Source organism: Corynebacterium sp. NML180780 (genome assembly GCF_007786415.1).
Classification (GTDB): domain Bacteria; phylum Actinomycetota; class Actinomycetes; order Mycobacteriales; family Mycobacteriaceae; genus Corynebacterium; species Corynebacterium gottingense.
Map to the genome: position 1 here is coordinate 73,782 of NZ_VNKN01000004.1, position 12,713 is coordinate 86,494.

A 12,713-nucleotide genomic window follows, 5' to 3' on the forward strand; every position below is an offset into this window, starting at 1 on the left:
CTGAACGCCCGTGTTAGGCTTGCTGATTATGCAGCTCAACATAGGAAAGGTCGTGAAATCCCACGGCATCAAAGGCGAGGTCGCCGTCGAGGTCACGACGGATGATCCGGATGTGCACTTCGCCGTCGGTGAGTCCCTGACCGGCAAGCAGGCTGGGAAGGAACAGCAGCTCACCGTCAAGACGATGCGCCCGCACCAGAAGCGGCTCCTGGTCAGCTTCGAGGAGATCCCCGACCGCACCGCTGCCGACAGCCTGCGTGGCATGAAGTTTTACGCCGAACCGCTCGAACACGATGCGGACGAAGACGGCTACTACGACCACGAGCTCACTGGTCTTGAAGTCCGCATGGGCGGAGCGCGTATTGGCGAGGTCACCGGCATCATGGACACTCCGAACCGCAAGATCCTCGAAGTGGACTACCAGGGCAGGGAAGTGCTCATCCCCTTCGTCATGGACATCGTCCCGGAGGTGGACCTGGAGCAGGGCTACCTGACCATCACCCCGCCGGAGGGGCTGCTCGATGTCTAGCCACATCCCGCAGCTGCGACTGGACGTCATCACCATTTTCCCCGAATACCTGGAACCGCTGCGCCACGCGCTGTTGGGCAAGGCCATCGAGCAAGGAATCCTGCAGGTCGGCGTGCACAATCTGCGCGACTGGGGGCAGGGAAATCACAAGTCCGTGGACGCCCCGCCACTTGGCGGCGGTCCCGGCATGGTGATGAAGCCGGACGTGTGGGGCCCGGCGCTAGACGCGGTCGCCGCGGGCACCTCCAATACGGATGAGCTCACGACCGCGGCGGCGCACAGGAACGATAAGGTGCGCCACGACCAGCGAAACGACGTCGCCCCGCGGCCCTACGACGCGCGCGACGTCCGCGACGGCGAGGACCCGGACGCCCCGCTGTTGCTCGTGCCCACCCCGGCGGGCGCGCCGTTTACGCAGGCGGATGCCCAGGCGTGGTCGCGTGAGCGGCATATCGTCGTCGCCTGCGGGCGCTACGAGGGGATTGACCAGCGCGTCTTCGAGGACGCAGCAACGCGCTACCGCGTGCGCGAGGTGTCCATCGGAGACTACGTGCTCATCGGTGGCGAGGTGGCCACCCTTGTCATCGCAGAGGCCGTGATCCGGCTGATCCCCGGCGTGCTGGGCAATACGCAAAGCCACGAGGACGACAGCTTTTCCGACGGGCTGCTCGAGGCCCCCAGCTATACCAAGCCGCGCAGCTGGCGCGGGATCGATGCCCCAGAGGTGCTCTTTTCCGGCGATCACGGCAAGGTGGAGCGGTGGCGTCGGCAAGCATCGCTCTCCCGCACGCAGGCGGTACGCCCGGACCTTGTCGCCCGCGCACGCGAGCGCGACGAGCTCACCGACGAGGACACCTTTTACCTCGATTCCCGCCCAGTGATCACCGGCCTCGATGTCCTCCTCGACCCCCGCAGCTGGTCGAAGGTGCGCAAGCGGTTGCGCCGCGAGCTCGCTAAAGCCGGTTACCGCATTGACGACGCCACGCTCACCGAGCGGAAAGGCCCCGTCTGCTTCGAGCCGTCGATGCTCGAGCAGGTCTACGAGCAGGAGCACGGGCGCGCGCCCGCAGAGCCGCTGTGCCGGCTCGAGATCACCGGGCGCACCACGCTGAGCAACGCCGAGGCGACCAAGGCTGTGGTGGCCGCGCTGCCGCGGGGTACCCAGTGGGTGGGCACGACGCGGTCGCTAGACTCACACGAATGACATCTCTCGCAGCGACCATCGCGACAGAACTCAACGTACAACCATCCCAGGTCGAGGCGGCGCTGAAGCTGCTCGCCGAGGGCAACACGGTCCCGTTCATTGCCCGCTACCGCAAGGAGGCAACGGGCGGCCTCGACGACGCGCAGCTGCGCCACATCGAGGAGCGTCACACGTACCTCGTGGAGCTTGAGGAGCGCAAGCAGGCGGTCATCGAGGTGATCGAGGAGCAGGGCAAGCTCACCGACGAGCTCAAGCGCGCCATCCTCGACGCCGACACGAAGGCCCGCGTGGAGGACCTTTACCTCCCGTACAAGAAGCGCCGGAAGACGAAGGCGGACATCGCGCGCGAGGCAGGACTCGAGGAGCTCGAGCAATTGCTTATCGACGCTCCCACGTCCGACCCCGCAATCCTGGCCGAAAAGTTCCTCTGCGAGGGCTTCGAGGACACGAAATCGGCCCTCGACGGGGCCCGCGCAATCCTGGTGGACAGGTTTGCCACCGACGCGGACCTGGTCGGCGAGGTACGCGAGCGCCTCTACACCACAGGCACGATGCGCTCTGGCGTCGTGGAAGGCAAAGAAGCCGAGGGCGCGAAATTTAAGGACTACTTCGACTTCAACGAGCCGTTCGAGTCCTTGCCCTCACACCGCATCCTGGCACTGCTGCGTGGCGAGAACGAGGGCGTGCTCACGCTCGACCTGGATGCGGGCGACGAGTCCGTCTACGAGGGCATGATCGCCGAGCGCTTCGACCTGCCGGTGAAAGACAGCGAGTGGCTGGCCAAGGCAGTGAAGTGGGGGTGGCGCACGAAACTGCAGGTCTCCGCAAACCTGGATACCCGCGTGCGCTTAAAAGAGAAGGCCGAGGAGGGCGCGCTCGAGATCTTCAAGACGAACCTGCGCGACGTGCTGCTGGCCGCCCCGGCGGGCCAGCGGTCCACCCTCGCCCTGGACCCGGGGTATCGCAACGGCGTGAAGTGCGCGGTCATCGACGGCACCGGCAAGGTCCTCGACACCACGATCGTCTATCCGCACCAGCCGCAGAACCAGTGGCAGCAGGCGGTGCAGACCCTGTCCACGCTCTGCGCGCAACACGGTGTGGAGCTCATCGCGGTGGGCAACGGCACCGCCAGCCGTGAGTCGGAAAAGCTCGCCGGCGAGGTCGCGGATCTTATCGCCCAGGCGGGCGGGCAGCGCCCGACCCCGGTCGTGGTCTCCGAGTCCGGCGCGTCCGTCTACTCTGCGAGCCCGATTGCGGCCGAGGAGTTCCCGGACATGGACGTTTCCCTGCGCTCTGCCGTCTCCATCGCGCGGCGCCTGCAGGACCCGCTCGCGGAGCTGGTGAAGGTCGACCCGAAGTCCATCGGCGTGGGCCAGTACCAGCACGACGTGAACCAGGCTGCGCTCGCCCGCACGCTGGACGCGGTGGTCGAGGACGCGGTGAACTCGGTCGGCGTGGATCTCAACACGGCATCCGCACCGCTGCTCGAGCGCGTGGCGGGGGTGAGCGCCACCATTGCGAAGAACATCGTGGCCTACCGCGACGAGCACGGCTCCTTCACCTCGCGCAAGGAGCTCGGCAAGGTGCCGCGCCTGGGCCCGAAGGCGTTCGAGCAGTCCGCTGGCTTTTTGCGCGTGCAGGGCGCCGCGAACCCCCTCGACGCGTCGGCGGTGCACCCCGAGGCGTACCCCGTGGTTGAGCGGATTGCCGCGGCGACGGGGCTGGACACCAAGGGGCTCATCGGCAACAGTGCCGTGCTGACCAAGCTCAAGCCCGCCGACTTCGCCGACGAGACCTTCGGCGTGCCCACCGTGACCGACATCATCGCCGAGCTGGATAAGCCGGGCCGCGACCCGCGCCCGGAGTTCAAGACGGCCACGTTTAAGGAAGGCGTGAACAAGGTCAGCGACTTGACCCCGGGCATGATCCTCGAGGGCACCGTGACCAACGTCGCCGCGTTTGGCGCGTTCGTTGACGTCGGGGTGCACCAGGACGGCCTGGTCCACGTCTCCGCGATGAGCAAGCAGTTCGTCTCGGACCCGCACGACGTGGTGCGCTCCGGCGAGGTGGTCAAGGTGAAGGTCATGGAGGTCGACGTTGAGCGTCAGCGCATCGGCCTGAGCTTGAGGCTTGACGACGAACCCGGGCAGGACCCCAAGCGCGGCGGCGGCAAGCCCGCCGGAAAGCCCGGCGGCAAGCAGCAGCGGGGCGGGAAGCAGCGTCGCGGCGGGAAGGGGCGCGGTGGCGTCGATAAGCGAGGGGCTCAAGGCGGGTCGATGGCGGACGCGCTGAAGCGAGCGGGATTTGGTAAATGACCCGGGCTTATGTAAGCTTTCTCGAGTTGTTGTAGGCGACATGAACCAGCCGAGCGCCCGTTTGGGAGAAGCCGCTAGGGTCCTCTGTCCTTAAACGTAAAGGATTGCTTCATATGAGCAACGGCATTATTGATCTTGTAGACGCAGGTCAGCTGCGCGATGACATCCCGGACTTCCGCGCCGGCGACACGCTTGACGTGCACGTGAAGGTGATCGAGGGTTCGGTGACCCGTACCCAGGTCTTCACCGGCTTCGTGGTGCGTCGCCAGGGTGGCGGCATCCGTGAGACCTTCACCGTGCGTAAGGTCTCCTTCGGTATCGGCGTTGAGCGTACCTTCCCGGTGCACTCCCCGAACATTGAGAAGATCGAGGTTGTCCGCAAGGGTGACGTCCGTCGTGCGAAGCTGTACTACATGCGCGATCTGCGCGGTAAGGCAGCCCGCATCAAGGAGCGTCGCTAGTCTGCGGCACCGGCGCCCCGCCCACCGACACGATTCGGTGGGCGGGGCGTTTTTGTATGTCCGGGGGCCCGGCGCTGCTAGAGTATGCGAGGTGACGAACGTGAATGGACCAGTAAGCGGCTCGAACCCAGGCAGGGGAGAGTCGGAGTACCCGCGTGACACGACGGTGCCCTCTGTGCCGGCCGCGCGCGCCGGGGCGGAAGACCGTGTCGCTCAGGGGAAGGCGGGCAAGCCGGGGAAGTCTGGCTCGTCGGAATCCTCGGAATCTTCGGAGTCCAAGGAGATGCCGTGGTACGTGGAAATCCCCATGGTCATCGTGCTGACGCTCGTGTTTATCTTCCTCATCCAGACCTTCATCGGGCGCCTGTACGTGATCCCGTCCGGGTCGATGGAGCCCACCTTGCACGGCGAGAACGGGTCGGGGGACCGCATCTTCGTGGAGAAGCTCACCTACGCCTTTGATGACCCGGAGCCCGGCGACGTGATCGTCTTCAAGGGCACGGACTCGTGGAACACCGGGTTTGAGACCAACCGCTCCGACAACCCGGTGATCCGCGGCGTGCAGGAAGTTGGCTCGTGGGTGGGCCTCGTGCCTAAGGACGAGAACACTCTGGTCAAGCGAATCATCGCCGAGGGCGGGCAGACCGTGTCCTGCCAGGAGGGTGACCCGGCCGTCATGGTGGACGGCCAGCCGATCCAGCAGGACTACATCATGAAGCCCTCGTACTACCCGGTGGACCCGTCGACCGGCTCCGACGCGTGCGGTGGACAGTACTTTGGCCCGCTCGAAGTGCCGGAAGACCACTACTTCATGATGGGCGACAACCGCACGAATTCTTCCGACTCCCGCTACCACATGGGCGACGGCGAAGAGGGGACGATTCCGCGTGAGAACATCCGCGGCAAGGTCCTCGGCATCGTCTTCCCGCTGAACCGTTTCGGCGGCGTGGAGAGCCCGGACATCCAGCAGTAGGCTGGTCCGCTGTCGATGGCTCGTGTCCGCAGGCTCAAACAGCTGCGCACCTACGAGGTAGCGCTGGACAACGCCGGGCTCGGCCCGGTAGCCGGCGTGGACGAAGCAGGGCGGGGTGCCTGCTTTGGCCCGATTACGATCGCCGCGTGCGTGCTCCCGACGAGCCCGGTAAAGGAGCTCGAGGGCCTGACCGACTCGAAGCGGCTCACGGCGCGCCGCCGCGAGTTGCTCTTCGACCCCATTCGAGAGTGCAGCTTGGCGTACGGGATCGTGCATATCTCGGCTAAGGAGATTGACCACCGCGGCATCCAGGCCGCCAACCTGGACGGCGCGCGCCGCGCCGTAGCCCAATTAGAGATCCAGCCTGGCTACGTACTCATGGACGGCTTCCGCGTGCCCGGTATGCCGGCCGCGCAACTTCCCGTGATCGGCGGGGACGCCGCCGCGCGGTGCATTGCGGCGGCGAGCATCCTGGCCAAGGTGAGTCGCGATCGGCTCATTACGCAAATGTCGCAGCAGTACCCCGGCTACGGGCTGGAGGGACACAAGGGCTACGGCACGAAGGCGCACATGGATGCGGTGCGCCGCCACGGCGCGACCCCGGAACACCGCTATAGTTATGCAAACGTCAAGCAGGCGATCGAGTGTTACGAAAAAGGGGTGCTTGCATGAGCGCTGAGGAACTGGACAACTACGAGTCTGAGGTGGAGCTGTCGCTGTACCGGGAGTACCGCGACGTAGCCAGCCAGTTCTCCTACGTGGTGGAAACGGACCGCCGTTTCTACCTGGCCAACGCGGTCGAGCTGATCCCGCACACCGAGGGCAAAGACGTGTACTACGAGGTCCGCATGTCCGACTGCTGGGTGTGGGACATGTACCGCGCCGTGCGTTTCGTGCGCTACGTCCGCGTCATCACCTACAAGGATGTCAACATTGAGGAGCTGGACAAGCCCGACCTGACCTTCCCAGACCGCTAAACACCACGGTTGCTCGCTTCCCTCATCGGGGGCGACGACCGCGAAGCAACACCGGTGGCGCAGTATCCTGCGCCACTTTTTTCGTTTGTGATGGAACCGCGGCCCCTTTTCCGGAGTCTAACTAAGTACGGGGTTTTACACCCGCGCTGAAAGCAACGAACGTTCAGACACAGTAAGACACGGATTCTCAGGAGGGGCCATGCACAATCACACATCACACCACGACCCGCACCAGCGATCCGGGCCGCCGATCGGCCTGAATGACCAGTACGAGCTGGGATATGCGGGGGAGGCGGGCGCGATCGCGTGGTACGAGGAGCTGGGCTACCAGCTGCTCGCGCACCGCGCCCGCGTGAAGGCGGGTGAAATTGACGCGGTGCTTCGCGCGCCGGACGGGACCATCGTGTTCCTTGAGGTCAAAACGCGCCGCGGCACAGCGTTCGGCGCGGCGGAGTCGGTCACACCCCGCAAGCTCGCCACGATGCGGCGCTGCGCCGGGCAGTGGCTGAGCCAGCACCACCTGCCCGAGGCACGGTGGGCGCGCTTCGACGTGGTTGAGGCGGTCTTTGACGGCACCCAGCTGCACTTCCACCGCTTCGAGGGGGTCGAAGATGGCGCTTGCTAGCACCCAAACCGCGACGGTTGAGGGCGTCGTCGCCCACCCGGTCACCGTGGAGGCCAACGTCGGCCCCGGTCTACCCGGCGTCCACATGGTCGGACTTGGCGACGCCGCCGTGAAAGAATCCCGCGAGCGCATCCGCACCGCTGTCGCCAACGCCTCGCTGCCGTGGCCGCGCACCAAGATCATGGTCTCGCTCTCGCCCGCGCACCTGCCCAAAGCCGGATCGCATTTCGACCTGCCCGTCGCCCTGGCGGTACTGGGCAGTATGGACCCGCGCACCCAGCGCACCATCGGACGCACCCTCTTCCTCGGTGAGCTCGCCCTCGACGGCACCTTGCGCCGGGTCGAAGCGATCCTGCCGATGCTCCTGCAAGCACGCAGCCGCACCGACATCGATACCATCGTCGTCCCCACGGCCAACGCCGATGAGGCGGCACTCATCGCCGATCCCCGCACGTTCACCGCCGATTCGCTCACGCACGTGTGGAGCTGGCTTCTCGACGCCACGCCGCTCCACCCCGTCGCCCCCGTTGCCCCCGGCACCTCAGCGCGCTCGGGGAGCGGGGCGGCTGCGCTCGACTTCGCGGACATCGCCGGCCAGGTCCTTGAGCGGCGGGCGATGGAAGTCGCCGCCGCCGGTGGCCACCACCTGATGATGGTGGGCCCGCCCGGGTCCGGGAAGTCGATGCTGGCGGAGCGGCTACCGTCGATTATGCCCCCGCTCACCGACGCCGAACGGATCGAATGCACGGCGCTGCACCAGGCCGCGGGTATCGCCAAAGGCGCGCTTGTGCAGGAGCGGCCGTTTATCGCGCCGCACCCGTCGTTGACCAAGGCGGCGTTGCTGGGCGGCGGGGCGCACATCCCGCTGCCGGGAGCGGTGAGCCAGGCTCACCGCGGCGTGCTTTTCCTCGACGAAGCCTCCGAGATCCCCGCCCGCGTTCTGGACGCGCTGCGCATTCCGCTGGAGCAGCGGGAGGTGCAGCTCCAGCGCGGGCGCCGGACCGTGCGGTACCCGGCCGCTTTCCAGCTGATCCTGGCTGCGAACCCGTGCCCCTGCGGCGGGGAGGCAACGCGGTGCCGCTGCACACCGGGGGAGCGGGCGCGGCACCTCGCCAACATCTCCGGCCCGCTGCGCGACAGGCTGGACCTGTACGTGCGCACGACAGCGCAATCGGCGGTGCTCAGCCCGGAGGACGCCGAGCCGTCCGCCGTTATCGCCGACCGCGTCGCCGCGGCGCGGGAACGCGCAGCCAGCCGCTGGGCTCAGGCTGGGGTCGGTGGGGAGGAGGCCGCGACCAATGGCGCGGTGGCGTCGACACTGATCCGGAGGCACTACCCGGCCGATGAGACCGGCATGATCTTCCTCTCCAACAAACTCGGGCACGGCGAGCTGACGCAGCGTGGCGTGGACAAGGTGCTCAAGCTGGCGTGGACGCTCGCCGACCTCGAGGCTGCCGACACCCCTGACATCGACCACGTCGCGCGGGCGGCGGAGATGCACGCGCCCGCGCCAGAGGAGGAGGCAGCATGACCCCCAGCAACCTTGAGTCCTGGGCCTACCTCTCCCGAGTAATTGAGGGCCCCTCCCGCCACCTCCAGGAGATGCTGCGCGCCGGCCGCGATGCCGACGAGATCGCCCGCGGCATCCGCACCCGGGCGAGCTGGCTCGGCCCACTGGCTGGCACGACGGAGCGCCGGTACGACTGGGACCGCCCGGCCGCGGACCTGGAGACAGCGCACGAGCACGGCTACCGCTTGCTCACCCCGGAACACGCGGGGTGGCCGAGCGAGCGCATCGAGGAGTCCTTTGTCGCGGGGGCATTGCACAGCCGGGAGAACATGGACTTCGCCATTGCGGACGGGTCGGCCCCGCACACCCTGTGGGTGCGCGGTGCGACCGACCTGGCGGCACTGTTCGCGCAGTCGGTGGCCTTTGTGGGTACGCGAGCGTCGAGTAGCTATGGGCATCAAGCTACGCAGGACCTTGTGGGCTCGGTGGTCAAGCAGCGCTACACCGTTGTCTCTGGTGGGGCGATCGGGATCGACACGGCGGCGCACGAGACCGCGCTCGCGGCGGGCGCGCCGACCATCGCGGTGGCCGCCTGCGGGCCCGGGGTGGTGTACCCGAAGCGCAACGAAAAGCTCTTCCGGCGCATCGTCGCCGCGGGAGGCGCGCTGGTGACGGAATACCCGCCGGGCGTGACGCCGGATCGGCACCGCTTTCTCACGCGCAACCGGCTCGTCGCCGGACTGACGCAGGGCAGCGTGGTGGTCGAGGCGGCGTTTCGCTCCGGCGCGCTGAACACGCTGAAGTGGGCGCGCTACTACAACCGGCAGGCAATGGCGGTGCCGGGGTCAATACTCGGGCCCAACTCGCTCGGCACTAACCTGGCCATCCGCGCCGGGAACGCCACGATGGTGCTCAGCGGAGACCAGATCCACGAGCAGTGCGGTCACATTGGCCAGATTGACGCGGAGGGGCAGCTGGAGATGCAGTTTCAGGCAGACCCGATCCAGCAGCTCAGCCACAACGAACTCCGCGTGTTTGATGCCACCCCGCCCGCCGCCTCAGCGGGGCGCGACGCCGAGCGCATCGCCGCCGACGCCGGGTTGAGCACGGGTCTCACCGTCCACCTCCTCATGGAACTCGAGCGACGCGGCCTGGTCCAGCGTGAGCGCAGGCAGTGGTCCCGCGCGGTGCGCAGCAAGGAGAGTGCGTAAACTCCTGGGGCATGAGTGACTTCAGCGCCGAGTCGCAGTTCCTTGCCGCCGTCGCGGACTTTGCGGACTACGCCCGCGACGTGCGCAACCGTTCCAGCAACACCGTGAAGGCCTACGAGGCGGACCTGCGCAGCCTGTCCAGCTACGTCACCACCTTGGACCAATTCACGCTGGAGACGTTGCGCACCTGGCTTGCCGACGCCTCCCGCGCCGGCAAGGCACGCTCCACCCTCGCCCGGCGGACCGCCACCGCCCGCAGCTTCTCCACGTGGGCGACCAAACAGGGGCTGCTTCCCCGCGACGTCGCGGCGCGCCTGGTCACCTCCCAATCCCAGCGGCCCCTGCCCACAGTGGTGAGCGCCACGCGCGCTGGCGACCTCGTCGAGGCCGACACCGCCGACGACGCGCACCCCGCCGAGGCGCTTCGTGACCACGCCATCCTCGAATTGCTCTACGCCACCGGCATCCGCGTCGGCGAACTCACTGGCTTGAACACCGCGGACGTCGACTTCGCCCGACAGACGGCAAAGGTCACCGGTAAGGGCAACAAGCAGCGCACCGTGCCCTTTGGCCAGCGGGCCAGCCTGGCCGTACAGGACTGGCTCGAGCAGGGCCGCGAAGAGCTCGCCGCCGATACCGACGCGCTCTTCGTGGGCAGCCGCGGCGGGCGGATTGACCAGCGTCAGGTCCGGCGCATCGTCGAGCGGGCTGCCGAGCGCGCCGGGATCGCGGACGTTTCACCCCACACGCTTCGCCACACCGCGGCCACCCACATCCTGGAGGGCGGCGCGGACCTGCGTGTGGTGCAGGAAATGCTGGGGCACTCGAGCCTGCAGACCACGCAGATCTACACCCACGTCTCCGCCCAATGGCTGCGCAAGGTCTACGAGCAGGCGCATCCGCGGGCGTAGGGGGTTGGCTTAGGGGACGGGTTTGAGCCGGATCAACGGGGCCGAGAGGAGCGAAAGCGGGTCGATGTAGCGCTCCTTGCCCACGATCGCGCCCCAATGCAGGCCGTCGTGCCGGTTGGGCGCGTTGGCGGGGGAGTAGGCGAGCGCGCCGATGATGTCGCCCTCGCCGACGGGGTCCCCCTTGCGTAGCTCGGTGCGTACGGGTTGGTAGGTTGTGCGGATTCCATCCGCGTGGGCGATGGAGACGACGGGTGTGTCGGCAATCGTGCCCACGTAGTGGACCGTGCCGTCGCCGGCGGCCAGGACGGGGTCGCCGGGGCGGGCGGCAAGGTCGACGCCGCGATGGCCGGGCTGCCAGTTCTTTTCCGGGATGTTCGCGGGGCGGGTCACGCGGGAAGCGTGCGCGGTGCCGGTGGTGGGGTCCACCCACGCGAGGGTCGGCGGGCAGGAGATGAGGAGCGCGAGGGTGGCGAGGATGAGGGCGGTGAGGGGTGGGCGCGGCGTCGTGAAGCGATACATGCCTCAGTTACATCACAACAAACGGCGCAAAGGAACCCTAAACGAAAAATCTGTGGATAGGTGCTGGGGGTTATCCACAACCGCGCAGCGCAATTAGGATTTTGCGCCTGAGGTGCGTATACTCACTCGGGCAGTCCGCGCCTTGCGCGAGGCTGACTCCGCGCGCCGGCAAACGCCAGCCGAGCAACGGTCCCTTGAAAGGGCGCGAGGCGGGCACGGTGCCAGGGTGTGGGATAAAAACCCGCACGTTTGACCAGTATTAACCGAACTATTTTCTCCAAAGGAGACATTCCCATGGCAGTTGTAACCATGCGCGAACTCCTCGACGCAGGTGTGCACTTTGGCCACCAGACGCGTCGTTGGAACCCGAAGATGCGTCGCTTCATCTTCACCGATCGCAACGGCATCTACGTTATCGACCTGCAGCAGACGCTGACCTACATCGACGAGGCATACGAGTTTGTCAAGGAGACCGTCGCGCACGGCGGCACCCTCCTGTTCGTCGGTACCAAGAAGCAGGCACAGGAGCCGATCCAGGAAGAGGCAGAGCGCGTCGGCATGCCGTACGTGACCCACCGCTGGCTCGGTGGCATGCTCACCAACTTCCAGACCGTGTCCAAGCGAATCGCCCGCATGAAGGAACTGCAGGCGATGGACGCAGCCGAGGACGGCTACGCCGGCCGCGGTAAGAAGGAAATCCTCATGCTCACCCGCGAGCGCACCAAGCTCGAGCGCGTCCTCGGCGGCATCTCTGAGATGACCAAGACGCCGTCCGCGCTGTGGATTGTGGATACCAACAAGGAGCACATCGCCGTCAATGAGGCGCAGAAGCTGCGCATCCCCGTTGTCGCTGTGCTGGACACCAACTGTGATCCGGACCTGGTTGACTTCCCGATCCCGGGTAACGACGACGCCATCGGCGCCGTGAAGCTGCTCACCCACATCGTGGGCGAGGCAGTCGTGGCCGGTAAGCAGCAGCGCGAGGAGCGCCAGCTGGCAGCCGCCCGCGACGCAGCAGGCGACAACGACGCCAAGCTGCAGGCCGAGGCATCCGAGGCTGCTGCGAACGCAGCGTCCTCCGACGATGTCTCCGCTGCCGACGCGGCCAAGGCCGCCGCTGCCGCCGAGGCAGCAACGCCGCAGGAGGTCGCACCGGTTGAGCAGCCGCACGCAGTGCGCGCCGCTGAGCAGGCAGCCGAGGCTGAGAAGGCCGAGAAGGCTGAGCAGGAGGAGAACTCCGAGAAGGAGTCCTAAGCCGAACCGGCACCCCTGACACATGCACCCCGCGTCTTCGGTTCACGTCCGCCCCACTTCACTGGGCCGGGACGCGAGCGAAGCGCGGGGTGTAGTGCATCCAAGGGCTGCTAGCATTTCCTAGCGTGCCGACTCACGCAAAGTCGGCTACCCTTTACACGATTACTTATCACAGCCAATTTTGGTTGCTTGTGGGCGCGTGGGCGCCGATAAGCTGCCCAAAA

13 protein-coding genes are annotated in these 12,713 nt (G+C 66.8%); 12 read left to right on the top strand and 1 reads right to left on the bottom strand.

The genetic code is table 11. The annotated features are described in order from the left end of the window. Nucleotides 1-28 precede the first annotated feature (28 nt). The 11 genes from rimM to FPP74_RS03470 all read left to right on the top strand — a co-directional run bounded on the left by rimM (nt 29) and on the right by FPP74_RS03470 (nt 10,716). The gene (gene rimM / locus FPP74_RS03420; RefSeq protein ID WP_095547199.1) at nt 29-529 is read left to right on the top strand and encodes a ribosome maturation factor RimM; all 501 of its coding nucleotides are present in this window, start codon (nt 29-31) and stop codon (nt 527-529) included. After that, a complete protein-coding gene (gene trmD / locus FPP74_RS03425; protein ID WP_186439373.1) occupies nt 522-1,733 on the top strand; it encodes a tRNA (guanosine(37)-N1)-methyltransferase TrmD in 1,212 nt (403 codons plus the stop codon). The genes rimM and trmD overlap by 8 nt, the downstream gene beginning before the upstream one ends. Beyond that, on the top strand, nt 1,730-4,048 hold the full coding sequence (locus tag FPP74_RS03430; RefSeq protein WP_144717161.1) for a Tex family protein: 2,319 nt from the start codon (nt 1,730-1,732) through the stop codon (nt 4,046-4,048). The genes trmD and FPP74_RS03430 overlap by 4 nt, the downstream gene beginning before the upstream one ends. A 113-nt stretch (nt 4,049-4,161) precedes the next feature. Beyond that, complete coding sequence (gene rplS, locus FPP74_RS03435) at nt 4,162-4,509, top strand: 50S ribosomal protein L19 (RefSeq protein ID WP_095277476.1); 348 nt, start codon at nt 4,162-4,164, stop codon at nt 4,507-4,509. 283 nt (nt 4,510-4,792) lie between these two features. Beyond that, nucleotides 4,793-5,482, top strand: a complete 690-nt coding sequence (gene lepB / locus FPP74_RS03440) for a signal peptidase I (protein WP_095546389.1) — start codon at nt 4,793-4,795, stop codon at nt 5,480-5,482. Between the two features lie 15 nt (nt 5,483-5,497). Then, nucleotides 5,498-6,154 (top strand): ribonuclease HII, encoded by a 657-nt coding sequence (locus FPP74_RS03445; RefSeq protein ID WP_144717162.1) that lies wholly within the window; start codon nt 5,498-5,500, stop codon nt 6,152-6,154. After that, complete coding sequence (locus FPP74_RS03450) at nt 6,151-6,459, top strand: DUF2469 domain-containing protein (protein WP_095277469.1); 309 nt, start codon at nt 6,151-6,153, stop codon at nt 6,457-6,459. The genes FPP74_RS03445 and FPP74_RS03450 overlap by 4 nt, the downstream gene beginning before the upstream one ends. Nucleotides 6,460-6,658: 199 nt before the next feature. Beyond that, complete coding sequence (locus FPP74_RS03455; protein WP_144717163.1) at nt 6,659-7,084, top strand: YraN family protein; 426 nt, start codon at nt 6,659-6,661, stop codon at nt 7,082-7,084. Continuing rightward, entirely contained in the window at nt 7,071-8,615 is a 1,545-nt protein-coding gene (locus tag FPP74_RS03460) for a YifB family Mg chelatase-like AAA ATPase (protein WP_122086496.1), read from the top strand. Before FPP74_RS03455 ends, FPP74_RS03460 begins: the two co-directional genes overlap by 14 nt. Next, a complete protein-coding gene (locus tag FPP74_RS03465) occupies nt 8,612-9,805 on the top strand; it encodes a DNA-processing protein DprA (protein ID WP_144717164.1) in 1,194 nt (397 codons plus the stop codon). Before FPP74_RS03460 ends, FPP74_RS03465 begins: the two co-directional genes overlap by 4 nt. 11 nt (nt 9,806-9,816) lie before the next feature. After that, nucleotides 9,817-10,716, top strand: coding sequence for a tyrosine recombinase XerC (locus FPP74_RS03470; protein WP_144717165.1), 900 nt, complete (start codon nt 9,817-9,819; stop codon nt 10,714-10,716). A 9-nt stretch (nt 10,717-10,725) separates the two neighbouring features. On the opposite strand, the gene FPP74_RS03475 is transcribed toward FPP74_RS03470, so the two are convergent. Beyond that, a complete protein-coding gene (locus tag FPP74_RS03475; protein ID WP_144717166.1) occupies nt 10,726-11,235 on the bottom strand; it encodes a M23 family metallopeptidase in 510 nt (169 codons plus the stop codon). A 294-nt stretch (nt 11,236-11,529) separates the two neighbouring features. On the opposite strand from FPP74_RS03475, the gene rpsB reads away from it, so the two are divergent. Continuing rightward, nucleotides 11,530-12,489 carry a 30S ribosomal protein S2 gene (gene rpsB, locus FPP74_RS03480; protein WP_095534810.1) on the top strand — a complete coding sequence of 320 codons (960 nt, stop codon included), beginning with the start codon at nt 11,530-11,532 and terminating at the stop codon, nt 12,487-12,489. Nucleotides 12,490-12,713 lie beyond the last annotated feature (224 nt).

What these genes read in the sequence shown, in the direction of transcription:
- rimM (WP_095547199.1), top strand. Translation starts at nt 29, where the DNA reads ATGCAGCTCAACATAGGAAAGGTCGTGAAATCCCACGGCATCAAAGGC.
- trmD (WP_186439373.1), top strand. Translation starts at nt 522, where the DNA reads ATGTCTAGCCACATCCCGCAGCTGCGACTGGACGTCATCACCATTTTC.
- FPP74_RS03430 (WP_144717161.1), top strand. Translation starts at nt 1,730, where the DNA reads ATGACATCTCTCGCAGCGACCATCGCGACAGAACTCAACGTACAACCA.
- rplS (WP_095277476.1), top strand. Translation starts at nt 4,162, where the DNA reads ATGAGCAACGGCATTATTGATCTTGTAGACGCAGGTCAGCTGCGCGAT.
- lepB (WP_095546389.1), top strand. Translation starts at nt 4,793, where the DNA reads ATGCCGTGGTACGTGGAAATCCCCATGGTCATCGTGCTGACGCTCGTG.
- FPP74_RS03445 (WP_144717162.1), top strand. Translation starts at nt 5,498, where the DNA reads ATGGCTCGTGTCCGCAGGCTCAAACAGCTGCGCACCTACGAGGTAGCG.
- FPP74_RS03450 (WP_095277469.1), top strand. Translation starts at nt 6,151, where the DNA reads ATGAGCGCTGAGGAACTGGACAACTACGAGTCTGAGGTGGAGCTGTCG.
- FPP74_RS03455 (WP_144717163.1), top strand. Translation starts at nt 6,659, where the DNA reads ATGCACAATCACACATCACACCACGACCCGCACCAGCGATCCGGGCCG.
- FPP74_RS03460 (WP_122086496.1), top strand. Translation starts at nt 7,071, where the DNA reads ATGGCGCTTGCTAGCACCCAAACCGCGACGGTTGAGGGCGTCGTCGCC.
- FPP74_RS03465 (WP_144717164.1), top strand. Translation starts at nt 8,612, where the DNA reads ATGACCCCCAGCAACCTTGAGTCCTGGGCCTACCTCTCCCGAGTAATT.
- FPP74_RS03470 (WP_144717165.1), top strand. Translation starts at nt 9,817, where the DNA reads ATGAGTGACTTCAGCGCCGAGTCGCAGTTCCTTGCCGCCGTCGCGGAC.
- FPP74_RS03475 (WP_144717166.1), bottom strand. Translation starts at nt 11,235, where the DNA reads ATGTATCGCTTCACGACGCCGCGCCCACCCCTCACCGCCCTCATCCTC.
- rpsB (WP_095534810.1), top strand. Translation starts at nt 11,530, where the DNA reads ATGGCAGTTGTAACCATGCGCGAACTCCTCGACGCAGGTGTGCACTTT.